Origin of the sequence: Vibrio sp. 1562, assembly GCF_033340155.1 — a bacterium.
Lineage (GTDB): Bacteria > Pseudomonadota > Gammaproteobacteria > Enterobacterales > Vibrionaceae > Vibrio > Vibrio alginolyticus.
On record NZ_JAWOVY010000005.1, the window covers coordinates 297,789 to 320,893 of the forward strand.

Annotated in this window: 21 protein-coding genes and 1 pseudogene; 7 read left to right on the forward strand and 15 right to left on the reverse strand. The window is 40.2% G+C overall.

What is annotated here, in order from left to right; translation table 11 throughout:
- Positions 1 to 253 precede the first annotated feature (253 nt).
- A complete protein-coding gene (locus R7Z49_RS08025; RefSeq protein WP_005383178.1) occupies positions 254 to 1,171 on the forward strand; it encodes a 1,4-dihydroxy-2-naphthoate polyprenyltransferase in 918 nt (305 codons plus the stop codon).
- 76 nt (positions 1,172 to 1,247) lie between these two features.
- On the forward strand, positions 1,248 to 1,754 hold the full coding sequence (gene rraA, locus R7Z49_RS08030) for a ribonuclease E activity regulator RraA (RefSeq protein WP_005379537.1): 507 nt from the start codon (positions 1,248 to 1,250) through the stop codon (positions 1,752 to 1,754).
- A gap of 135 nt (positions 1,755 to 1,889) precedes the next feature.
- On the opposite strand, the gene zapB is transcribed toward rraA, so the two are convergent.
- A complete protein-coding gene (gene zapB / locus R7Z49_RS08035; RefSeq protein ID WP_005379536.1) occupies positions 1,890 to 2,132 on the reverse strand; it encodes a cell division protein ZapB in 243 nt (80 codons plus the stop codon).
- Positions 2,133 to 2,480: 348 nt separating this feature from the next.
- Here zapB and glpX point away from each other — a divergent pair, with 348 nt between their 5' ends.
- The 3 genes from glpX (at position 2,481) to R7Z49_RS08050 (ending at position 5,170) form a co-directional block, all read left to right on the forward strand.
- Positions 2,481 to 3,488, forward strand: coding sequence for a class II fructose-bisphosphatase (glpX, locus tag R7Z49_RS08040; RefSeq protein WP_047101877.1), 1,008 nt, complete (start codon positions 2,481 to 2,483; stop codon positions 3,486 to 3,488).
- A 550-nt stretch (positions 3,489 to 4,038) separates the two neighbouring features.
- Positions 4,039 to 4,659, forward strand: coding sequence for a helix-turn-helix transcriptional regulator (locus R7Z49_RS08045; RefSeq protein WP_005379532.1), 621 nt, complete (start codon positions 4,039 to 4,041; stop codon positions 4,657 to 4,659).
- A gap of 160 nt (positions 4,660 to 4,819) precedes the next feature.
- Positions 4,820 to 5,170 carry a DUF3135 domain-containing protein gene (locus R7Z49_RS08050; RefSeq protein WP_262658884.1) on the forward strand — a complete coding sequence of 117 codons (351 nt, stop codon included), beginning with the start codon at positions 4,820 to 4,822 and terminating at the stop codon, positions 5,168 to 5,170.
- Here the strand turns inward: R7Z49_RS08050 and R7Z49_RS08055 are convergent.
- The 3 genes from R7Z49_RS08055 to R7Z49_RS08065 all read right to left on the reverse strand — a co-directional run bounded on the left by R7Z49_RS08055 (position 5,164) and on the right by R7Z49_RS08065 (position 7,615).
- A complete protein-coding gene (locus R7Z49_RS08055) occupies positions 5,164 to 5,457 on the reverse strand; it encodes a GIY-YIG nuclease family protein (protein WP_411913022.1) in 294 nt (97 codons plus the stop codon). The two genes, R7Z49_RS08050 and R7Z49_RS08055, sit on opposite strands and share 7 nt — an antisense overlap.
- 1,225 nt (positions 5,458 to 6,682) lie before the next feature.
- A complete protein-coding gene (locus R7Z49_RS08060; protein ID WP_005384868.1) occupies positions 6,683 to 7,105 on the reverse strand; it encodes a DUF805 domain-containing protein in 423 nt (140 codons plus the stop codon).
- Between the two features lie 162 nt (positions 7,106 to 7,267).
- Positions 7,268 to 7,615: a 5-carboxymethyl-2-hydroxymuconate Delta-isomerase gene (locus R7Z49_RS08065; protein WP_005379524.1), complete on the reverse strand. Its 348-nt coding sequence runs from the start codon at positions 7,613 to 7,615 to the stop codon at positions 7,268 to 7,270.
- Positions 7,616 to 7,884: 269 nt separating this feature from the next.
- On the opposite strand from R7Z49_RS08065, the gene tpiA reads away from it, so the two are divergent.
- Positions 7,885 to 8,655: a triose-phosphate isomerase gene (gene tpiA / locus R7Z49_RS08070; protein WP_005384863.1), complete on the forward strand. Its 771-nt coding sequence runs from the start codon at positions 7,885 to 7,887 to the stop codon at positions 8,653 to 8,655.
- Positions 8,656 to 8,752: 97 nt separating this feature from the next.
- On the opposite strand, the gene galU is transcribed toward tpiA, so the two are convergent.
- From galU to wecA, 11 genes are all read right to left on the reverse strand, one after another.
- On the reverse strand, positions 8,753 to 9,631 hold the full coding sequence (gene galU, locus R7Z49_RS08075) for a UTP--glucose-1-phosphate uridylyltransferase GalU (RefSeq protein WP_005397961.1): 879 nt from the start codon (positions 9,629 to 9,631) through the stop codon (positions 8,753 to 8,755).
- A gap of 69 nt (positions 9,632 to 9,700) precedes the next feature.
- Positions 9,701 to 10,867: a nucleotide sugar dehydrogenase gene (locus tag R7Z49_RS08080; protein ID WP_025604212.1), complete on the reverse strand. Its 1,167-nt coding sequence runs from the start codon at positions 10,865 to 10,867 to the stop codon at positions 9,701 to 9,703.
- A gap of 97 nt (positions 10,868 to 10,964) precedes the next feature.
- Entirely contained in the window at positions 10,965 to 13,070 is a 2,106-nt protein-coding gene (locus R7Z49_RS08085; protein ID WP_052484245.1) for a YjbH domain-containing protein, read from the reverse strand.
- A gap of 24 nt (positions 13,071 to 13,094) precedes the next feature.
- Complete coding sequence (locus tag R7Z49_RS08090; RefSeq protein ID WP_161440728.1) at positions 13,095 to 14,246, reverse strand: glycosyltransferase family 4 protein; 1,152 nt, start codon at positions 14,244 to 14,246, stop codon at positions 13,095 to 13,097.
- An 8-nt stretch (positions 14,247 to 14,254) separates the two neighbouring features.
- On the reverse strand, positions 14,255 to 15,262 hold the full coding sequence (locus R7Z49_RS08095; RefSeq protein ID WP_005384851.1) for an NAD-dependent epimerase: 1,008 nt from the start codon (positions 15,260 to 15,262) through the stop codon (positions 14,255 to 14,257).
- Positions 15,263 to 15,330: 68 nt separating this feature from the next.
- Positions 15,331 to 16,200 (reverse strand): ATP-grasp fold amidoligase family protein, encoded by an 870-nt coding sequence (locus tag R7Z49_RS08100; RefSeq protein WP_318111527.1) that lies wholly within the window; start codon positions 16,198 to 16,200, stop codon positions 15,331 to 15,333.
- Position 16,201: 1 nt separating this feature from the next.
- Complete coding sequence (locus R7Z49_RS08105; protein ID WP_042522632.1) at positions 16,202 to 17,356, reverse strand: glycosyltransferase family 4 protein; 1,155 nt, start codon at positions 17,354 to 17,356, stop codon at positions 16,202 to 16,204.
- Positions 17,357 to 17,365: 9 nt separating this feature from the next.
- Entirely contained in the window at positions 17,366 to 17,908 is a 543-nt protein-coding gene (locus tag R7Z49_RS08110; protein WP_042522630.1) for an acyltransferase, read from the reverse strand.
- Positions 17,905 to 19,191 (reverse strand): O-antigen polymerase, encoded by a 1,287-nt coding sequence (locus tag R7Z49_RS08115; RefSeq protein WP_042522629.1) that lies wholly within the window; start codon positions 19,189 to 19,191, stop codon positions 17,905 to 17,907. Before R7Z49_RS08115 ends, R7Z49_RS08110 begins: the two co-directional genes overlap by 4 nt.
- A complete protein-coding gene (locus R7Z49_RS08120) occupies positions 19,188 to 20,375 on the reverse strand; it encodes a lipopolysaccharide biosynthesis protein (RefSeq protein ID WP_042522628.1) in 1,188 nt (395 codons plus the stop codon). The genes R7Z49_RS08115 and R7Z49_RS08120 overlap by 4 nt, the downstream gene beginning before the upstream one ends.
- An 18-nt stretch (positions 20,376 to 20,393) precedes the next feature.
- Complete coding sequence (gene wecA, locus R7Z49_RS08125) at positions 20,394 to 21,479, reverse strand: UDP-N-acetylglucosamine--undecaprenyl-phosphate N-acetylglucosaminephosphotransferase (RefSeq protein WP_318111530.1); 1,086 nt, start codon at positions 21,477 to 21,479, stop codon at positions 20,394 to 20,396.
- A gap of 1,147 nt (positions 21,480 to 22,626) precedes the next feature.
- Between wecA and R7Z49_RS08130 the strand changes: the two are divergent.
- A pseudogene (locus R7Z49_RS08130) lies at positions 22,627 to 23,025 on the forward strand (MBL fold metallo-hydrolase); the annotation flags it as partial.
- Between the last annotated feature and the right edge of the window lie 80 nt (positions 23,026 to 23,105).

Sequence of the window (23,105 nt, forward strand, 5' to 3'; positions counted from 1 at the left end):
ACTCGTTGTTCAGAATGACGGTGACTTTGACAATACCTAAATCAAAAAAGATCTCGTCATTCTAGCGAGCTCAAGCGAGACTAAGAATCTGCTAACAGCAAACGCCTTTCTTTCCCACTCACCTTCACCACTGCACAACCGGATGATAGATTCTGAATAACCCTTTGACTTCTAGTTGAGTTGTTTTAGGTCAATAGCGTATCTGCCTCTTTGTGCTTATACTGGGCACATTGGTTACTAGCACGAAATTTCCATGAAACAATCTCTACAGATCTGGCTTGAAGCCGCTCGTCCAAAAACATTACCTCTGGCATTGGTCTCTATCTTAACAGGTAGCGTGCTCGCGTACTCGGCGGGTCATTTCTCACTGACGATTGCCATCATGGCTTTCGTAACCGCGACATTGCTGCAAATTCTTTCCAACCTGGCAAACGACTATGGCGATGCCGTTCAAGGTACAGATAACGACAAACGCCTCGGCCCATTACGAGCGATGCAGTCTGGCGCGGTAAGTGCTAAACAGATGAAACAAGCGATTATCTTTAACATCGTTCTAACCGCCATTTCAGGCCTAGTATTAGTTTTCTATTCACTAAGTTCACTGGAAAGCATTGTTACTTTTATCGGGCTGGGAATTTTGGCCATTCTCGCAGCCATTGCTTATACCATGGGTAGCAAACCATACGGTTACGTGGGGCTTGGCGATATATCAGTGTTCTTGTTTTTTGGTCTACTAGGCGTATCCGGTACCTACTTCTTGCATACTGGTCACGTAGACACCACGCTATTCTTACCTGCTTTAGGCTGCGGTTTACTCGCCGTTGCAGTACTCAATATCAACAATATGCGTGATATAGAGAACGACCGAGAGTGTGGTAAACGCACGGTGGCGGTACGCTTAGGTCAACGTAAAGCCAAACAGTACCACTTTATTTTACTTGGCGGAGCTATCCTTGCCTTTGCGGCTTACTTGTTAATTCAAGACAAACCCGTTTGGATTAGCTTGCCATTCTTACTTAGTATTTATTTCGTGGCCGATCATGGTAAAGCGGTTTGGCATACACAAAAGCCTGCTCAAATAGCACCAATGATGCCAGTCATCGTGAAATGCTCTCTAGTCACCAACGTTTTGTTTGCAACAATTGTGGTAGCTCAAACTCTAGTAAGTTAAAAAAGGATTGTCATTGCATTGACTTAATGCCTAGATATACTCAAAGACAACCAATTTCTGTTTAGAAAGGTACGCTATGGAATACAATACCTCAGCACTCTGTGATATCTACCTCGATCAGGTAGATGTGGTTGAACCAATGTTCAGTAACTTTGGCGGTCGCGCTTCATTTGCCGGGCAAATCACCACCATCAAGTGTTTTGAAGATAATTCGTTGATCCGCGAGACATTAGAGCAAGATGGACTTGGTCGCGTTTTGTTAATTGACGGTGGCGGTTCCCTACGTAAAGCCCTTATCGATGCAGAAATCGCAACCATTGCGGAAGAAAACGAGTGGGAAGGCATTGTCGTTTACGGCTGTGTTCGTGAAGTAGATGAACTTGAAGATATGAACTTAGGCATTCAAGCCCTCGCTTCTATTCCTGTTGGAGCGACCAGTCAGGGTATTGGCGAATTGGATGTACCAGTCAACTTTGGCGGCGTTAGCTTCCTTCCAGAAGATTACATTTATGCTGATAGCACCGGAATTATCCTGTCGCCAGAACCATTGAATATTGATTTAGAGTTGGATGAAGAAGCATAACGAGTCTTAGACGCCTAAGTTATAGGGCCTTCTCCTAGCTCTTAGCGCCTAGCCTTGTCTCAACATTATCTACTTCCCTAAAACACAAACACCCGCTTAACGCGGGTGTTTTTAATTTGGAATGAAGAAGCCGAATTATTCCACTTCGTCCATTTTGCCAAGTAGTGCACGAATGCGCTCTTGCCATTGTGCGTGCTCTTGCTGTGCTTGTTGTGCTTTTTGCTCTAGCTCTTCACGTTGAGAGCGAAGCTCGTTCGCTTCTTCCGCAAGTTTAGCTTTATCTTCTTTCAGCTCTTCGACTTCCATCTGAAGAAGAGTGATTGTGTCAACTGCAGTTTGAATTTTAGATTCTAGTTGTTCTAGTACTTCAAAAGACATCTTGGCCTACCTATGTTATTCCGTTGGGACGATGTGCGAGATTGATGCACACCTAACCTATATAAGGTTCATTCTACTCAGCGTCGCGATGAGAAACACTCACTATATTCGATATTTTGCATCATTCGGTCAAAAAATCAGCGCAATCTCACTAAACGCTGACTTTTCTTGTCGCCGAAGCATTTTTGAGCAAGGATTTTGCGTCTCGCTACGCTGAAAATCGCCCTAAGTATTGATCAAATTCAAGTTAGATAAAGTAAAAGCCTCGCAAAAAGGCAAACGTTTACTCGACCTTGTGATAGAATCGCCGCGCAAATTCTTCTTCCCTCTTGCTTACTTGGAGACATCATGAAACGCGATTTAGCAATGGCATTTTCCCGTGTGACTGAAGGTGCAGCTCTGGCTGGTTACAAATGGCTTGGCCGTGGCGATAAAAACGCAGCCGATGGCGCAGCTGTTGAAGTTATGCGCACGCTACTGAACAAAACAGATATCAGTGGTGAAATTGTCATTGGTGAGGGTGAAATCGATGATGCGCCAATGCTGTACATTGGTGAGCAAGTGGGTATTGGTGGTGATGAAGTAGATATTGCAGTCGACCCGATTGAAGGAACGCGTATGACGGCAATGGGACAATCGAACGCACTAGCCGTACTTGCCGCAGGTGAGAAAGGCAGCTTTCTTAAAGCGCCAGATATGTACATGGAAAAACTGGTTGTTGGCCCTGGTGCAAAAGGCGTAATTGACTTAGAAAAGCCGTTAAAAGAAAACCTAGAGAACGTAGCAAAGGCCCTGAACAAGCCACTTGATACCCTAGTCGTTATTACCCTTGCGAAACCTCGCCACGATAACGTTATTGCAGAAATGCAAGCAATGGGCGTGCGTGTCTTTGCGGTGCCTGATGGTGACGTGGCTGCCTCTATTCTGACTTGCATGCCAGACAGTGAAGTGGACATGATGTACTGTATTGGCGGCGCGCCAGAAGGGGTTGTATCAGCAGCGGTAATTCGAGCGCTAGACGGTGACATGCACGGTCGTCTGCTTCCTCGTCATGAGGTAAAAGGCGATACTGAAGAAAACCGCATTTACGGCGCAGATGAACTAAAACGCTGCGATGAAATGGGCGTAAAAGCGAATGTTGTCCTCAAAATGGAAGACATGGCTCGTAGCGACAATGTGGTATTTTCAGCAACAGGCATTACTAAAGGTGACTTGCTAGAAGGCATCTCTCGCCAAGGCAATATCGCAACCACAGAAACGCTGCTCGTGCGCGGTAGATGCCGAACTATTCGCCGCATCAAATCGACTCACTACTTAGATCGTAAAGATCCAGAAGTGCGTGATATTATTCTTTAAGCATTTCTCGAGGCTCTCGCTCAGTCTGAGTTTGAGCCTTTCTTTCCGCACAACGGGCAATAGATTCTGAATCACACTCGTTCCTCGTTGTTCAGAATGACGGTGACTTTAATACGCTCTAAATCGAAAGAACTCGTCATTCTAGCGAGCCCCAGCGAGACTAAGAATCTAGTAGTAACAAGCTCCTATTCTTTCCTGAACACCTCAACCACTACTCAACCGGACGATAGATTCTGAATCACCTCGTTCCTCGCTGTTCAGAATGACGGCTACCATAGCAAGCTCTAAATCGAAAAAACTCGTCATTCTAGCGAGCTCCAGCGAGACTAAGAATCTGGTAGTAACAAGCACCTATTCTTTCCTGGTCACCTTAACCACTGCTCAACCAGAAGATGGATTCTGAATCACCTCGTTCCTCGTTGTTCAGAATGACGACATATCTTGGCTCATATGAACATAGCCCCTACAAATCCACACTCAAATTAAGTCAACACTTTTCTTTACTAACCCTATCGCGCATAATATGTACTGACGTATAAATGGTGGGTATATGAAGACCGTAGATAGGATATTGCAAATCGTTAAGCGTGATGGCTCCGTCACTGCAAAACAACTCTCCTCTGAGCTAGGTATGACAACCATGGGGGCTCGTCAGCACCTGCAAAGTTTAGAAGATGATGGCATTCTTTCTATCCATGACGTAAAAGTAAAAGTTGGTCGCCCTGCTCGTCATTGGTCTCTCACTCAAAAAGGTCATGAGCAATTTGCTGACCGTCACGGTGAGTTGACCATTCAGTTTATAGAAGCTGTCGAACATATCTTTGGCAAAGATGGACTGGAAAAAGTCACATCAGAAAGGGAAAAGCTCACGTTACAAAGTTATCGTCAGCATCTTGAGCAATGCGACTCTCTGCAAAGCAAACTAGAAACACTCGTCACATTAAGAGAGCAAGAAGGCTATATGGCAGAGCTCGAGAAAGATGAGAACGGATTCATCTTGATCGAAAATCACTGTCCGATTTGTAAAGCGGCAACTCGCTGCCCAAGCTTGTGCCAATCAGAATTAAGTGTCTTTCAGTCTTTACTTGGACGTGACACCAAAGTAGAGCGTACCGAACACATCATTAGTGGCCAAAGACGCTGCGTTTACCGCATCCAACAACTGCAGTAACCACCACAACCAAACATCGACATGCCGCACTTATTCAATCTCAAGCTTGAAAGCTTCTCTTATAAGTGAGACGGCTGAAGAATTCATCCTCTCTCCTCTTTCTAGTGGTATAGGCTTTTAGTAACTAAAGGCAATTTCCATAAGGATTTGGAGAGCATCGATGTCTAATCTACGTCATATCCCATCCCAAACGCTTCCTCCATTCGATGAAATGGTTCGAATGGCAGAGCGAGACCCAGAAGCTTTTGAGCAATTTCGTCATGAGATGGCGAAAGAGATGATCGAAAGCGCATCAGAAGATATGAAAGAAAGATTGTGGGCTCAACAAAGCCACATTGATAGAGTCATCAGCACGTGTAAAAACCCTCATCACACCAATGTGGTATTGATGAACGAGTTGCGAAAACAGGTCGTAAAGTTCAAAGCAGCGCTAGAAGGGGAAGCGGCACCGACACAAAAAGCGGATGTGGTTAGCTTAAATGCGTTTAAAGATAGGAATGACTTTTACTGATACTCAGTAGATAGATCGAGAAAGTTAGGGTTCGTTTCTCTTACCAAGGCTAACTTCCACTCACGCTTCCACTGCTTGAGCTGCTTTTCTCGGTTTATAGCCGTAGCCATATCGTCGAATAACTCAAAGTAAACGAGCTTATGAACGTTGTATTTCTTAGTAAATCCTTCCACTACTCCATTTTTATGTTGCCATAATCTTTGGGGCAGCTGACTGGTAACACCTATGTAGAGAACAGCGTTGTTATTTGACGTTAGGATATAAACGCAAGGTGTCTTATCGATGATTCATTCTCCTTCATTATTCGCTGTTACTTTTCCATTGTAATTCGCGAGCTCAGTCAGTTTATTTCAAACTCGGAGCACTCTGTGCGTAGATTCTGAATCACACTCGTTCCTCGTTGTTCAGAATGACGATGACTTTAAGAGCCTCTAAATCAAAAGAGCTCGTCATTCTAGCGAGCCTTAGCGAGACTAAGAATCTAGTAACAGCAAGCTCCTATTCTTTCCCGCTCAGCTTAACCACTGCTCAACCGGACGATAGATTCTGAACCACACTCGCACCTCTCTGTTCAGAATGGCAGTGACTTTAACAGCCTTTAAACCAGAGAAGTTCGTCATTTTAGCGAGCCGCAGCGAAACTAAGAATCTGGTATCAGCAAGCTCCTATTCTTTCCCGCTCAGCTTAGCCACTGCTCAACCGGATGATAGATTCTGAATCACCTCGTTCCTCGCTGTTCAGAATGACGGTGAGTTTTACAGCCTCCAAACCAAAAAAGTTCGTCATGCTAGCGAGCCTTAGCGAGACTAAAAATCTCGTAACAGCAAGCTCCTATTCTTTTGCTCTCACCTTAGCCACTGCTCAACCGGATGATAGATTCTGGACCACGCTCATTCCTCGCTGTTCAGAATGACAGTGGCTTTAACAGCCTCTAAATCAAAAGAGTCCGTCATTCTAGCGAGCCTTAGCGAGACTAAGAATCTAGTAACAGCAAACTCCTATTCTTTCCCGCTCAGCTTAACCACTGCTCAACCGGACGATAGATTCTGAATCACGCTCGTCCCTCGCAGTTCAGAATGACGGTGAGTTTAACAGCCTCTAAATCAAGAGAGTGCGTCATTCTAGCGAGCCTTAGCAAGGCTAAGAATCTGGTATCAGCAAGCTCCTACTCTTTCACACTCAGCTTAGCCACTGCTCAACCGGATGATAGATTCTGGACCACGCTCATTCTTCGCTGTTCAGAATGACAGTGGCTTTAACAGCCTCTAAATCAAAAGAGTCCGTCATTCTAGCGAGCCGCAGCGAAACTAAGAATCTAGTAACAGCAAGCTCCTATTCTTTCCCGCTCAGCTTAAACACTGCTCAAGCGGACGATAGATTCTGAGTCACCTCGTCCCTCGCTGTTCAGAATGACGGTGAGTTTAACAGCCTCTAAATCAAAAGAGTTCGTCATTCTAGCGAGCCTTAGCGAGACTAAGAATCTACTTTCAGCACGCACGGTACTTGAGGCGATTACTCCGGCTCAGGGCCATATTGGTTTGGTCCTGATGTTCCTTTTAAGAAGCCACATTCAATTAGAATCCATAAACCACAAATCAGAGAAATGGAAGCGACGAACATCTGTGGGGTCGACGGCTCTTGCGCGGCAGGGCTGGTCATTGGCGTGGCAATTCGTCCGATAATCAGCGGAATATTCAGTGCTAGCCAATAGATCGATTTGTTGCGGTCGTGCCAACGCTTGGTGGTGATCGCCAAATCAGGGATCAACAGAACCACCAAGAAAATAGGAAGAAGCACATAGGAGAGAGTAGGAAGCAGTTGGCTGATACCGGCACCAAAGCCTAGAATGGACACATAGTAAATGACGTTCCAAATCCAGTAGGTTTTACGGTTTATACGTCCTTGAAAAGAAAACAGTAACTCTTTAGTCGACATCAAATTTTACCCCAAAGTAGAAAGGTTATAGATTAGCCGAGTCGATATAGTTTGGAAAGGACACCGATAGCTTGGGTGCCCACAACGACCTTACAATAAGCAGAGCCAGGCTGAGAATTCGTAGCAATAACCCCTCGCTATTCTCGGGCAATTCAGCGCAACCTAGTTCACGACCTTTTGGAAGCTATCTATATCTATGTCTCGGATATTGACTGTTAAACTGTGCACGTGACTGGCTTGCTCTTGAAGTGTCGCCATCAAGGCTCGTGACAGTTCTCGCTTTTGTTCTTGGGAGCGACCAGATAACAAATCAAAGTTGATATGGATAAAGTCGAGGCTATCACCCTCCTCTCCTATTAACCAATTGTGGCACCGGAGCGTTCTAGATTTCACTGACGCGAGTTCAAAGAGGCCACTTTCTAACGCCGTTTTATGTAAATCCTCCAGCAACCCCTGAACATTGACGCGTTCTTCCACCGAGTTTGAATACTCTAAAACGAGATTTGGCATTTTGATTCCTTTCTACAACAATTAATTCCAGCGCGTAGTAATACCAATCTCAGCAGCAATTTCCGAGGAATGAACTATCATTCTGTCTACGCGATCACCAATCGGTTGCTTTTGACAAAAATAACAGGATCGATGCTTGGTCGAATCAACAAAGAAAGCCGGACAAGACATGACGCCAATCATGATCTGTTCACATTATTCTGTTATATTCCTACGTAGATTTTTTACATTAATTGACTATTTACATTAAAGATAAGGGAGATATTCCTATGCGTCGTCCTGTAGTGATGGGTAACTGGAAACTAAACGGCAGCAAAGCAATGGTAACTGAGCTGCTAACTGGTCTTAACGCTGAACTTGAAGGCGTTGAAGGTGTTGACGTAGCAGTCGCTCCACCAGCACTTTACATCGACCTAGCAGAGCGCGTAATCGCTGAAGGCGGTAACAAGATCATCCTAGGTGCTCAAAACACTGACCTAAACAACAGCGGTGCGTTCACTGGCGATATGTCTCCAGAAATGCTGAAAGATTTCGGTGCTACTCACATCATCATCGGTCACTCAGAGCGTCGTGAATACCACAACGAATCTGACGAGTTCATCGCTAAGAAATTCAACTTCCTAAAAGAAAACGGCCTAACACCTGTTTTCTGTATCGGTGAATCTGAAGCGCAAAACGAAGCTGGCGAAACTGAAGCAGTATGTGCACGTCAAATCAACGCAGTTATCGACACTTACGGTGTTGAAGCTCTAAACGGCGCAATCATCGCTTACGAACCAATCTGGGCTATCGGTACTGGTAAAGCAGCAACCGCTGAAGATGCACAACGCATCCACGCTTCTATCCGCGCACTAATCGCAGCGAAAGACGAAGCAGTTGCAGCACAAGTAATCATCCAATACGGTGGTTCTGTTAAGCCAGAAAACGCTGAAGCTTACTTCTCACAACCAGACATCGACGGTGCTCTAGTTGGCGGCGCTTCTCTAGACGCGAAAAGCTTCGCGGCAATCGCTAAAGCAGCGGCTAAAGCAAAAGCTTAATCTCGTTTTTACTGAGAGTAAAAATAACAAAGGGATGCATCATGCATCCCTTTTTGTTTGTGTTGTACCGTCGGAATACCTAATAGGAAGTTCCGACTTACGCTGGCTCAGCAATTTTCACGGTTGGCTTTTTCGCGAGCTCCGCACTGGAATCTTTCTTATAAAGATTCTCGTAGCAGTAATTTGTGGCTTCAATGTAGCCTTCTACGCTACCGCAATCAAAGCGCTGACCTTTAAATTTGTATGCCAAAACACAACCAGATTGAGCTTGTTGCATCAACGCATCGGTGATTTGAATCTCGCCACCTTTGCCCGGCTCCGTATTTTCAATCAGCTCAAAGATATCGGGGGTCAGAATGTAGCGACCAATAATCGCTAGATTGCTAGGTGCAGTGCCTGGCTCTGGCTTTTCAACCATGTTATCAATGCGGAAGATATCATCTTTGATCATCTCGCCAGCAATCACACCGTATTTATGCGTTTCTGATTCCGGCACTTCTTGTACCGCAACGATTGAACAGCGGAACTGTTTGTACAGCTCAACCATTTGCGCTAGAACGCCTTTGTCCTCATTCACACAAAGGTCATCCGCAAGCACTACAGCAAACGGTTCATCACCGACCAATTCACGTCCCGTAAGAATAGCGTGACCTAAGCCTTTCATTTCACGCTGACGGATGTAAGTGTAACTCGCAGAATCAATCAAAGAACGAATATCATCAAGCAGCGCTTCTTTACTTGTACCGCTAATTTGATGCTCTAGCTCGTAGTTTTTATCAAAGTGATCCATTAACGAGTGCTTACCACGACCGGTGACGATGCACATACCGTCCATACCGGCTTCAATCGCTTCTTCAACACCGTATTCAATCAATGGCTTGTTCACCACTGGCATCATTTCTTTCGGCATCGACTTAGTTGCAGGAAGGAAACGTGTACCGTAACCCGCTGCTGGGAATAAACATTTTTTAATCATAAACCATTACCAACTAAAAAAAGGCTCCTCTGAGGGAGCCTATTACATTATTTTGAATATAAAGACTAATTAATCGCTACCAAACAGGTCGCGGGTGTAAACTTTATCAGCCACATCAGCTAGTTCCTCAACCATGCGGTTAGAAACAATAACATCAGACATTTGTTTGAACTCTTCAATATCGCGGATAACGGCAGAATGGAAGAACTCATCTTCCTGCAGTACCGGCTCGTAAACCACTACTTCAATACCTTTCGCTTTAATACGCTTCATAATGCCTTGAATAGACGAAGCGCGGAAGTTATCTGAACCAGCTTTCATAATTAAGCGGTAAATGCCCACTACTTTTGGCTGACGTTTGATAATGGAGTCTGCAATAAAATCTTTACGAGTGCGGTTTGCATCAACAATTGCACCAATGATGTTATTAGGAACTTCTTGGTAGTTTGCTAACAATTGCTTTGTATCTTTTGGTAAGCAGTAACCACCATAACCGAATGACGGGTTGTTGTAGTGATTGCCAATACGAGGGTCTAAGCCAACACCTTCTATAATTTGGCGAGCATCAAGGTTGTGTGCTTCAGCATACGAATCTAACTCATTGAAATAAGCTACGCGCATCGCTAGGTATGTGTTTGAGAACAACTTAACCGCTTCGGCTTCTGTAGAGTCAGTAAACAAAACCGAGATGTCTTCTTTTACCGCACCTTCAACTAAAAGATTAGCGAACTTCTCTGCACGTTCGCTACGCTCACCAACGATAATGCGAGACGGGTGTAGGTTATCGTAAAGAGCTTTACCTTCACGAAGAAACTCTGGAGAGAACATAACATTCTGACAACCGAGCTCCTCTTTAATGCGCGCAGTATAACCCACAGGTACAGTCGACTTAATCACCATAACTGCATCTGGATTAATTGCCATCACATCTTTAATCACTGCTTCAACTGAAGAAGTATTAAAGTAGTTCGTTTGAGGGTCATAATCCGTTGGTGTAGCAATAACAACAAACTCCGCGTCTTTGTAAGCCAGCTCTTTATCTAGCGTCGCGATAAAGTTGAGTTCTTTGTTTGCAAGGAAATGTTCGATTTCCGCATCAACAATTGGAGATTTCTTGTCATTCAACAAGTCCACTTTTTCTTGGATAATATCAACCGCCACAACCTCATGGTTTTGTGACAATAACATGGCATTGGACAAACCGACGTAGCCCGTGCCTGCTACAGCAATTTTCATTTTTATTTCCTATTATTTAACTGACGCTAGCATATCAAAACACCGACACTCTCGGTAGAGTGCGGCGATTAACTAAAAGCCTAACTAGCAACACAACTTAATTCAATTGAGTACCCAAGTAACGCAAATAAGCATTGCGAATGCGAAGCTTGTTCTGCTCAAAGTACTCTTGACCATAACGGCCTCGGTTAAAGTAGCGGCGAAGCATACTATTATCCATCACGAGTTCATCACCCTGGCCTGCTGCCAAATAGTTTGTATCGTTGCCAACTCGAGTCGTAACGTTGAAATCATAAGCCTCGTTACCACGAACTTGTATCACTCCCGGCGACATATCGCGCCATGGCGTTAATGGCAGTTTTACTGACACAGTGACAAACTGCTCTTCGTCTGTATCATTAAACTTTGTCACCTGATAACTTGCTGATACTTCTATGTCTTCAAACCAATGTGATGTCGTGAATTTTGCGCCAACATCCCCTTTCCAAAACTCGCCAGCAGTTGCGTTAAACTGCCAATCCCACTCTGGCATAGAGAATGTGTAACGAGTTAAAAAGGTTTGGCGGTCTGGATTCGCATAACCATTTTTGTCTTTTTCGTCTTGATGTTGGAAGTAGCTCATCTCTAGTCCCAACTCATGGTTGCCCGACTGAGAGAACCAAGCTGATTCGCTGCGCGCACCGATATAATCCGACTTAACCAAGCCTAGAGAGACCTGGTTAGCAATATCGACATATGGTAAACGGAAGAACTGATGCACCATTGCACGATCAATCTCGTTCTCGTACGCGCTGTCTTCGAAATACCCACCTTCTTCAAAATCGTCACTTTCTGCTAAAGGTAAAATATGACGAACATCAATTGCCGCGCCAGACCATAGGTAGGTGTATAAGTTGCTAGACATAGCAAAAGAGTAATCATACACACCGTACTCGGTTGCAAAACCATGCCTTACCATAGGAGAAAGCACGATCTGCGAATCTAAAGTGCCTGAATTAACTCGCTCCGTTTTCCAATCAACCATGTCTAATCTTTCCGGTAAATCGCGCGTGATAAACTGAATGTCATCACAAGCTGCGCTACCATTGACAAAACTTTGGTAACAGTTAGCGTCAGACAAAACACTGACCACTGGTTTTTGGTTGGCAAGCATCACAAGTTCAAATTGATCCGATGCAGCGCCTATATCTTGCGCCGCATTTTGACCTAAATGACTAGACACAATACCCAGAGCGACACCTAGTCCGTCAACTTGGTTATGGTTGTAGCGGCGGTTTTCTACAGCCACCACAACTTTGTCATTTGATACGCCCACTTGAACATTAACGAAGCCTTCATTTTTTAACGCACTAACCAAAGAGGAAATTGACGCTTGTTGCGCTTTGTTTTGCTCAACGACTAAACGATCCATTAACGTCATATTATTCTTCGCGTAGTCGCGAGAGCGAGAGTATTCCGTTATCAATGGCATCGAGAGTGCAGCACTCCAAACGCTTGAACCATCCGATTCATGACCAGAATAAATCTGGTAGCTTAATGAGGCGGTTATATCATTAGGCAGTAAATCATCGGGAGTGAACACTTTTATAGAAGAGTTGAATTCTACTGAATCGTACTCTCCTACTAGTTGAACAAAGTCAAAAGGTTGGTATTCAAAGCCACCAAAAGGGCCATCTAGAACACCCATCAAACGCTCTTCTGACTGACCGAAACCAGCAGAAACCCTTAAGGGAAGTGCATTAAACGTATAATCAGCGACGGCAAAATTAGTCATGAGCTTATTTGCAGCCCCACCGACATCTTGCATACCCAAAGCAAAATCTAAGTTCTCATTCCCCCAAAAATTGGGAACCTGATACTTCAGTGATAATGATAAATCTCGAATACCGCCACAGCCTGTTTTAAAACAGTTCGAGTTATAATCATAAGTAACGATACTACCATGAGCCTCTAACCCTTCAATGAGGCCGAAAGATACTTTTATAGAATCTAAACCTTGCACCTCGTCAAGCCAAGGGCGCCCTTGGGCAAAAGATACACCAAAGTCGCCATACTCTTTAACTTGAGCATTAGGGTTAAAAACCAGTCCACTAAAGCTTTGGTTAGAATTTAGCGTCTGCAATTCGTTTGCCGCGACGCCACAACTACAAGCCAACGATAGGGTAATTATCGTTACTTCATCCACTGAAATCTTTTTGATCATAACTCTTTATTTTATTTAGTTTTGCTAGCTGGCACTGAGGCCTTCTGCTTGAGTTTTTTCTTTTTGAAAGCAATCTTCCACTGCGTCCAAGTATTTTTGTATGACTAACTGCTCATCAAACTCTCGTTCAACTTTTTGACGACTGAATTGTCCCATTGTTAACCTTTCTTGATGAGTGAGGTTGATCACCAAATCCAGTTTTTCAATTAAACTCTCTGTCGAACGAGGAGTACATAAATAACCATTGACTCCATCGTCAACCGTTTCACGACAACCAACATTGTCAGTTGTTACTATGGGTTTCCCCATTGCCGCCGCTTCAAGTAACGATTTAGGTACTCCCTCTCGATAGAATGAAGGAAGCACCATGCAATCTACCTTCGCAATCTCCTCTTCTACACAATCAGAAGTGCCAAGATAACTTACAATGCCTTCATCAACCCACTTTTGCATATCACTACTAGAGACAGCTGAAGGGTTATTAACATCAAGAAAACCTAGTAATCGAAATTCAACCTTATCACCATGTTTAGACTTCAATGCGCGAGCCGCTTCAACGTAGTGACCAATGCCTTTGTCGTACAACATTCTGGCAATCAATAAAAAGCGAATTACACCGTCATCATTTGCAGGGCTAACTTGAAAACGGTTGAGATCAGCTCCCGAACCAGGTAAACGATCAACAAGATACGATGGCGCTAACCGGTTCTCCAAAAACAACGTTTTATCGTCTTCATTTTGAAAGAAGATCTTACTTGCTTTAGATTGGCTCATTTTATACAGCAATCTGGCAATCTTAGACGTAAGGCCTTCATTAATAAAGACCATACCTAAGCCGGCAATATTATTGACCGACTTAGAGCCAACAAAATGCCCAGCTAACGTACCGTAGATATTATTCTTTGGAGTAAAGTTCAGTACCACATCGGGTTTGACGCTCTTAAAGATTTTGATAAATGAGAAAAACGTACCAATATCTTTAACAGGATTTGTACCCCCTTGGTCAATGTTGATATGACAAAAGCTTGCTCCAAGTGATTCAAGTTTCGGTGAATAATCATCTTTAGGGGCTATAGCTACAACCTGATAACCAGCGTCCAACAACGCCGTAATGGTGTTTCTTCTGAAATTATATAAATACCAACTTGTATTTGCTGAAATCGCAACCGTTTTCATCTAACTACCTAAACCTTATAAAACTCGCGATACCAATCAACTAAGGCTTGAACGCCTTGTTTAAGACCAACTTGAGGTTTATAGCCAGTCGCTTCGAATAAATCAGAGGTATCAGCATAAGTCTTATACACATCACCAGGCTGCATCTCGCGGAAGTTCTTTTTCGCTTCAATACCAAGCGCAGATTCGATTTCCGTGATGAAGTCCATAAGGTTAACTGGACTACCGTGACCGATATTGTAAACAGAATATGGAGCAGAACTAGAAGCAGGCGTACCGGATTCAACGGTCCAGTCGTCATTTCTTTGAGGGATAACCTCAGAAATACGTACAATACCTTCAACAATGTCGTCAATGTAAGTGAAGTCTCGCCACATATCGCCATTATTGTTTATATCAATTGTATCGCCCTCTAATATCTTCTTAGTGAAAATAAAAGGTGCCATGTCAGGACGACCCCATGGACCGTAAACGGTGAAGAACCGCAATCCAGTGGTCGGTAAGTCATACAAGTGAGAATATGAGTGTGCCATTAACTCATTTGATTTCTTCGTCGCCGCATACAAAGAAACTGGATGATCAACCGTATCACTTGTTTCAAAAGGTGTTTTTTGATTCAAGCCATAAACAGAAGATGACGATGCGTAAACTAGATGCTTAACTTTTGAATGTCGGCAACCCTCTAGGATGTTTAGGTGACCAACTAAGTTAGAATCCGCATAGGCCATCGGGTTTTCTATAGAGTATCTCACACCAGCTTGAGCTGCTAAGTGGATAACACAATCAAACTGGTTGTTAGCGAAGAAATCAGCTACAGCTTGTCTATCCGAGAGATCCATCTTTACAAATTCGAATCGCTCACTATTGTTGATCGTCAGTAGTCGAGCTTCTTTAAGATTAACATCATAGTAGTCATTAATATTATCTACACCAACAACACTCGCACCTTTACTCAAAAGCACTTCAATGGTTTTAGCGCCAATAAAACCCGCTGCGCCAGTTACTAAATATTTCATTATAGTTTCCAATTTAAAAGCTAAGCCAACCTAACTAGACAAAATATAGTTAATTTCAAGTAGTAACACTACTTCCAAAAATTACCGAGATATAAGTCATCCTTGTATGTCTCAAATTTATCCCAACCACTAGCCGGACAAAAAGTCATTTCACCAAAATATATTTTTCCATCCACATTAAATAAATCAACGCGGACATAATTGAACGGTTTTGATAACAAAGTAACCATATCAACCATGTCTGAGAATTTTTGTGGAAGGTTAATTTTAGAAGGCCCATGCTTATATTTTGAGAATTGAATATGATACTTATTACCATCTAAATCATATAGTGTTTTGGTACAGTTTGGAGTGTTATATTCGGAGTTTATTTGTAAAAGTATAAGTTCACCATTATTAAAAACATGGAACTTATAATCTAATAAGATAGAGCTATCTTTATTTTCCAGAAGCTCCTCCACAAGAACTGTCGGAGTTTCTATATCGTAGAATAGTTCATCAATCCCTTTTCCAGGCATTAATGTCAGATATCGATTAAATTGCTCACATAGTGAATGCAAATCTTCTTTACTCTTATCTTGAACAACTTTAACATTAACACCGCCTCCTCCATTACTAGATTTAACAACAAATTTAGATGGCAAGGCTGTTAGTTGTGACAAAGTTAATTTCTCAGAGCTGAGTATAAGAGGGACTAAAAACTCACCACCAACAACATCTTGAATATAATCTCTAACTTTTAATTTATCGGCAAATTTTGAGTACTTATTAGGATCTTCGTAAAACTTTCTATACTGAATTTTTTCAGAAAAAGTTTTAGGATTAGAAAAACTTGGATAATATTTGTGTGTAAGAATAAATCTTAATTTGTTATAGATCTTAATGCCTAGCAGAGCTCTTAACGAGTCTCTGATAAAATTTGTGATATTCTTATTCACGTTAAAAATCCTTATTAAAAACTATTTTTTCAAACCCAGAAATAAACTCATCATAACCAAATTTTTTTGATATGTAATTTTTCCTTAAGTCTCGTTCTGAAAGTTGAGACTTATCTATAGACAAAATTTTGTTTACGAATTCTGAATGAAAACGAGGATCATTAGGTTTTACTGAAGTGACTAAACCTTTATTACTATCATCTATAATATCTCTTATTCCATCTACAAGCGAAGAGCATAGAAAGCAACCTGAATGCAAAGCTTCAATAGCAACTCGAGGCAAACCTTCTTTATGACTTGCAAATAGAAAGATATCTGAAATCGATAGGTACTCATGTACATAAGGTGTATGAGGAACTCTAATGATTTTATTTTCTAAATTCAATTCTGATATCTTAGAGTTCATTTCATTTTCATAAATCAAGTCTTCATTAGAAGTCGCACTACCTATCAGTAAGAGTAAATCATCATTTTCACAAACTTCATTGAAAGATTGTATGATTTCCATTTGATTTTTTCTTGGACAAACACTGCCGACGGTAATATAAACCTTTCCATTCTTATTAGGTATAGACTTTTCTATCTCAATGACTTTTTCTTTACAGACTTCATTAAAATTAAATCCAGTATGCAATATGGATATTTTTTTTGAATATTTATTTCGTTCTGTATGAGACAAAACATCGATACAATCTGATGAAATAAGAATTATCTCTTTAGACAAAAACGCTGCGAGTGAAGATATTAGCTTTATTCTTTCATTAATTCTAACATACCATATAATTTTATTTTTATTTAAAATCAGTATAGGGAAGAGTAATAAAAAGCTTCTAATATCATTTATACATATAGTATCAAACTTATTAAAGTTAATTTTAATTAATTGAAAAAACCAATAATATAACAACACAAACATATAACTAATTTTATTGGGTAAAGAAAAATCTTTTCTTGAGCGCAGTAATACTGTTGGAGTATTTAAGCTTTTTACATTTAGACCTAAGCCTTCTGCTTTAGCCAATAAACCATCGAATTTTGTTGAAGAGATAGTAACAGAATGGCCATTCAATTTAAGCCCAGAGGCTAAGGATAACATACTGGCTGGCGCTCCATTTAGACCAGTATAGTAGCTATCTATAAACAATATACTTTTCATAAATTTAATTTACTTATTTGTAATTATAGTATCTCTTTTTTGAAGAAAAACAGAATTACATGGTACGTTTTTCGTAACTATCGAACCAGCAGCTATAATTGAGCCATCGCCGATCTCTACTCCTGACAAAATAATTGAGCCACTCCCAACCCAAACATTATTACCGATTTTTATCTCTTTTGATGAAAATCCTTGTTCTCGAATATTTATTTCATATTGTTGATAATTGTGATTATGATCATACATACATATATTTTCACCAAACAAACAATCATCACCAATAATTATTTTGTTTTTAACATTAATAGAAACGTTATTATTAAAAAATGATTTCTTGCCAATTAATAATTTTCCACCACTTACATTAAATGATAAGTTTTTTTTATTTCTAAGCCCCTCACCAACAACTATAACACCATTATCTGATATATTTATGCAACCACAAAAGTAGCTCTTTATCGGGTTTATTTTAAATCTATTCCAATAGATAAACTTATATAATGTTGTAATGATGATTTTTCTAATTAACCTAATAACTCTCAAAGTAATCATGAAGAAAAGACCCTTCTAAATAATCTTGAAAACAAATAAACTATAATTAGAGGCAATAAATTTTGTTTAATCATAAATGATAATACAACAGAAAGGTCGCCACGTTGTGCATATATTAAAGGTGTAATCATCAATATAGACAATAAAAATAAAAATATATTATCCTTAGCATTATTGTAGATCATCACAATAGTACATGAATAAATAATGGATATAATTACTAACCCTGGCCAATAGAAAGCTATATAAAACGAACCATACAAAGAGAATCCATATCCTTGCCCTGTAGCTACTACTTCAGAAAAAAAGGTATTATTAAACCAAGTTTGGCTATTTAGGATCCCTGTGGATATAGGAGAAAAACCAACTAAAATGTCTTTTATCAAATTTAGTCCGTAGGAAATATCATAACTACTTTCCCTAGACAACAACCAATCAATATTTCTGGATGCACTCCTAAACTCCCCCTGCAACAACTTTACATAAAATGGAATCGAGTCTCTGTGAGCAATTATGTCCCCTAAGTCTTTTGCAAATACTGTTTTTAGTTCTTGTAATATCGGGATACAAGAAGCGGCCAAAATAAAAAATATAATCGATTTCTGTCTGGTGATTTTATTAAAAACGACAAGAAGTATAATTACACTCAGCGTATAACTTAGGACAACATTCCTCTCTCCGGTATTTAGAGAAGTAAATAGAAAGAGAATAAAACTAAAAACCATCGCATATAAATATAACTTAGAATCCCTATAGCGAATAATAAAAAGAAGAGTAAACAGACTAGCCCAATTATATATAAAGTTGAATCTGGTTCCTCCAGAAAGGATTGCCTCGCCTTTGTTAGAGAAGCCACTTTTAAAGAAGAACACATTGGATAATATGGTTAGAACCATAAATATTAAGTATGTTATGAATATTGTGTTTTTTTCAAAGAATAAATCAAACCTATCTAAAATTTGATTGTCAATTGAGCTTTTACGGCAAAAAAATAGGGGAGCCACTGATGAATAATAGATAATTCCATATATTATCGATGATTCTAAAGCATTTTCAAATTGATAATATCCAACAGTAGCTAGAAATAGTGAAGAAAAATGATAAAAATATACGGCGGTTGAGTACCATAATATAGGCGACTCGTACTTTAACTTAGACTCATTAACAACTATTAATTGTGATAGGCTAACAATTAAAAATAGAATATAAATTATATCTAGAGAAAAAAACAAACATGTTATAAAATATAAAACACCTAATATTGAAAAGAGAATAAAGCTCATCTATTACACTTCCTTTCGGTAAAGGATAACTCTCTAGAAATAGATATCGAAAGAAGAAGTATTTGAATTAATGATATAAAAATTAAAGATAGGAAGGCACCATTGATACTATAAGTTTTAACTAACAACGAACCGATAGTAATCATAGAAATACATAAAAATGACGATATATATAATTGGTGTTTAAAAAGTTTCATTGCCGTCACAGCATTATTTAATATCATAGCCACACATAACGTAAAACCATAAATTAATGTTAACTTTATCAGCCCGTCCTCAACCACGAAGTCGTTACCATATATTAGCCTTAATGCTTTATCCTCTGTAAGGATGTAGAAAGCAAAAGATATCGAAGATACCAATAGTATAAAGGCTAACTGCTTAAAAATGAGTTTCAAAAATTTTGTTTTTTTATTTTCAATATAACTATCGGATAAAAAAGGTAATAATGATTGCGTTCCGGATTGAACAACCAACCTCATAACATTGATTATATTAACCAAGCCCGTAAATATACCAACCACATATAATCCATCTATTGAAAGGTAATATCTAGGCATATTTAAATAAAGAAGAGTAATGAATGAAGATATTGAGACTAAACTACTTATCTTAACATTACTTAAAACTTCTTTTATTTTAAATCCTAGAGTAAACTTAACATTTAACTTAATCATTAGAAGTAAGTTAAATATTATAATTATTATTATTGATAATTTAAGGCTATAAGTAAAAACTGATGTTAATATAAACAAAACCAACTGAATTGAACGAAATTTCTGAATAAAAAATATTCTTTCAAAGTCTTTTGCTTTTGTAAGCCATGCATATTCTAATTCGTATATCGATTCAACAACCTTAAATATAGAAAACAAGAAAAAAACCAGTATGTATTCTTGGTCAATTAAAACCATAGACATCGGAATTAAAGTTAATGAAAAAATAAAAAGAAGACTATTTCTAGAGCTTTGAAACATCATTCTATTTTTTATAACACCAGTTACCACTAGTTGCCTTGGTGATAAGCCAAACAACAAAAGTAATGGGGCACATACCGAGATAGAAAGCCCCATAACTCCCATTTCTTCTATACCATAATACGTAGATGTAAATGCAAGCATCAGCCAAGAAGAGCCGAAATATATTATATTGCCACTTAATACTTTAGCTAAAATTTTAAACATAAAGTTTGTTTTACCAAATTAATCAATTTTCTGTTCTTTTAATTCTATTTTCTTTTCAAACAATCTATTTACCCAAGATGAAATACGCCAAATATGGTTAATCACAGAAAAATAACACGCAAAAAGAATTACAAAGGCGAAGAACATGGTAGATTCACTGACATCAGTAAAGTCAGCCCACAAGCCGATAGCGGCACAAATTGATGCCATCGAACAGATGAAAATTAACGTTGCACCTGGAGAAAGCCCAATACGCTGACAAATATGGTGTAGATGTTCTCTGTCTGGTTGGAATGGTGACTGACCTTTACGAATACGACGGATCATAATGGTTGCCATATCCATCAAGGGTAAAGCTATCAACCACAGTGCTGTGACTGGCTTGAAGGCTACCGCTCCTGGTTCTTGCGTGCCGCGAATCAGCATCCAGACCACGGTAAAGCCTATAAACATACTGCCAGCATCACCCATAAAGATTTTAAAGCGACGACCAAGTGGGAAACCTAAGTTTAGGAAGATATAAGGAAGCATCGCAGTCACGATCATTAAACAGATCGTGGCTAAATATTCATTTCCGTTGTAGGCAAACACAATACCTAATGCAGTAAAGGTGACAGAAGCTAACCCGCCCAGCAAGCCGTCTATGCCATCAACCATATTAAATGCGTTAATTGCGCCTATTACCGCAATAACGGTGATCACTGCGCCAGTGACTTCATTCAGGGCAATGGTTTCGCTCCCCATTAAGTAGCCTAAATCGTGTAAGCTGTGGCCTCCGATGTAAATCATCGCAAGGGATATTCCGGCTTGGATAATAAGACGAATTTTGAAACTTACATCGTAGTAGTCATCTAATGCGCCGAGCACTATAAGCACAGCCGAACAAGATAAGTAGAGTGATAGGTTGTCATTCATTGGTAGGAACAGAAGGAACCCGACCAGTATAGTAGAGAAAATGGAGATGCCTCCTACAAGGGGTACTACTCCTTGGTGGAGCTTTCTTGCATTGGGTTTATCTACTAGACCTACGCGCTTAGCAACTTTGCGCATAACAAAAAGTAGAACGAACGACAAAATAAATACAAATAAATATGCATTATTCATGGTAGCCAACTGTGTTATTAAATAAGTTTGAGGTAAATCTATAACGCATCCGACTGATTCCCTTTACGGATTCCATTGCATCACAGGTCCGATCCTGCTGATTCTTGCTTCGCTCGTATCTAAACACGCCGAACTCTAAGAATGAGCAGGTGATTTTTTGGCGTGACAAAACCACATTAGCCAACGTGGGTTGTAACGCATTGCAAACGCTAATTTCTAATATTGAATATGTAAGTAGCTGAGTTCCACCGACACTAGCTCGTGACGGTCATCGGTTCTCAGCCTTTTATAGGCAGGCCAAATACAAAGCTGAATACACTAACTAACGGTTTGGGCCGGTAGTTATGTACTTCTATAAACCTAGTATTTGGTTTTGATAGGTATGAGAAATGGAGATTTAAATTGTAACCTATGCCTAACCAACATTTGCTCGCCACTTTGTTAGCTTTGAGCGTCCCTCTGACAAAAGGGAATTACATAAATTTGTAATAGTTCTCGTTTTTTATAAATCAATCTTGCCAGAAATGCACTTAGGTGCTTATTATTATTAAAAATTATCTTGCTTGGTCTCTCTTCTGTTAGGAAAGAGACTAACAGATGATTTGGGCACGCTACCGCCCCTAGGTCTGGCTCCTAGAAGCAAGTTTTAGACGTAGTGTTTAATGGTTGCGTTTCCAAACAGGAGACGAATTGTATAGTAAACACGTTGCAACTAAAAGTAGAACGTGTAAAAAGCTTGCAAAAAAATGTCTTTTTTCTGACACTTAACTCGCCATAAACGTGACGCTTTTTTTGTTGGCTTACTAATTATTAAACTCCTTCCGGCATAGCTGATGTTTGTATAGCTAGCGCGTTAATCTCAGAAGTCTAAGTGAAAATAGTTGCAATAATATGAATTGCATCACAACAGGTTGCAATGCTACACAGTCAAATTTATGACGAATATCTAAGTCTCTCTAAACTTTCGGTTTTGCTGTTTTCTTACTCTCATTATCCTTGCCTACAATACGCTCACTTATTCACCACTTTCTGCTTACCTTGTTCATTGCGCGATTGACTGAGCCGTCTTTACGTCGCGAGGTGTCGCTATATATAAAAGCAAATACTCGTAAGCGTGGGTTAACAAAGGAAAAGACGTCGTTTCGTTATGAAAGTACTGCACCACGGTGGGAAAAATACGGTTACTGGCTCTTGTCACGAGCTCGTATTACAAAATGGAAGTGTGCTGATCGACTGTGGTTTGCTACAAGGTCAAGATAATGCTCAGCAGGAGAGTTTGAATATCGACTTTTCTATCTCTGATCTCAAAGCGGTTGTTCTAACCCATTCTCATATCGATCATGTTGGTCGGCTACCTTGGCTATTGGCTGCAGGTTATAAGGGTCCTATCTACTGTACGGAAGCCACTGCTGAGCTCGTACCGCTTATGTTAGAAGATGGATTAAAGCTCCAGTTAGGCATGAGGCGTCATCAAAGGGAAAACGTACTCGATTTTATTCGAACGCTTATTCGCCCTTGCTCTTACTCCCAATGGATAGAGATAGAAGAAGGCTTTGTTGCGTAATTCGGACAGAAAACCAAGTCGTCCGAAATTGAATAATTATTAAACAATATACTGAGTTTCAG

Bases quoted from the DNA above. Each gene is read 5' to 3' on its own strand.
- R7Z49_RS08025 (WP_005383178.1), top strand. From the start codon at position 254: ATGAAACAATCTCTACAGATCTGGCTTGAAGCCGCTCGTCCAAAAACA.
- rraA (WP_005379537.1), top strand. From the start codon at position 1,248: ATGGAATACAATACCTCAGCACTCTGTGATATCTACCTCGATCAGGTA.
- zapB (WP_005379536.1), bottom strand. From the start codon at position 2,132: ATGTCTTTTGAAGTACTAGAACAACTAGAATCTAAAATTCAAACTGCA.
- glpX (WP_047101877.1), top strand. From the start codon at position 2,481: ATGAAACGCGATTTAGCAATGGCATTTTCCCGTGTGACTGAAGGTGCA.
- R7Z49_RS08045 (WP_005379532.1), top strand. From the start codon at position 4,039: ATGAAGACCGTAGATAGGATATTGCAAATCGTTAAGCGTGATGGCTCC.
- R7Z49_RS08050 (WP_262658884.1), top strand. From the start codon at position 4,820: ATGTCTAATCTACGTCATATCCCATCCCAAACGCTTCCTCCATTCGAT.
- R7Z49_RS08060 (WP_005384868.1), bottom strand. From the start codon at position 7,105: ATGTCGACTAAAGAGTTACTGTTTTCTTTTCAAGGACGTATAAACCGT.
- R7Z49_RS08065 (WP_005379524.1), bottom strand. From the start codon at position 7,615: ATGCCAAATCTCGTTTTAGAGTATTCAAACTCGGTGGAAGAACGCGTC.
- tpiA (WP_005384863.1), top strand. From the start codon at position 7,885: ATGCGTCGTCCTGTAGTGATGGGTAACTGGAAACTAAACGGCAGCAAA.
- galU (WP_005397961.1), bottom strand. From the start codon at position 9,631: ATGATTAAAAAATGTTTATTCCCAGCAGCGGGTTACGGTACACGTTTC.
- R7Z49_RS08080 (WP_025604212.1), bottom strand. From the start codon at position 10,867: ATGAAAATTGCTGTAGCAGGCACGGGCTACGTCGGTTTGTCCAATGCC.
- R7Z49_RS08085 (WP_052484245.1), bottom strand. From the start codon at position 13,070: ATGATCAAAAAGATTTCAGTGGATGAAGTAACGATAATTACCCTATCG.
- R7Z49_RS08090 (WP_161440728.1), bottom strand. From the start codon at position 14,246: ATGAAAACGGTTGCGATTTCAGCAAATACAAGTTGGTATTTATATAAT.
- R7Z49_RS08095 (WP_005384851.1), bottom strand. From the start codon at position 15,262: ATGAAATATTTAGTAACTGGCGCAGCGGGTTTTATTGGCGCTAAAACC.
- R7Z49_RS08105 (WP_042522632.1), bottom strand. From the start codon at position 17,356: ATGAAAAGTATATTGTTTATAGATAGCTACTATACTGGTCTAAATGGA.
- R7Z49_RS08110 (WP_042522630.1), bottom strand. From the start codon at position 17,908: ATGATTACTTTGAGAGTTATTAGGTTAATTAGAAAAATCATCATTACA.
- R7Z49_RS08115 (WP_042522629.1), bottom strand. From the start codon at position 19,191: ATGAGCTTTATTCTCTTTTCAATATTAGGTGTTTTATATTTTATAACA.
- R7Z49_RS08120 (WP_042522628.1), bottom strand. From the start codon at position 20,375: ATGTTTAAAATTTTAGCTAAAGTATTAAGTGGCAATATAATATATTTC.
- wecA (WP_318111530.1), bottom strand. From the start codon at position 21,479: ATGAATAATGCATATTTATTTGTATTTATTTTGTCGTTCGTTCTACTT.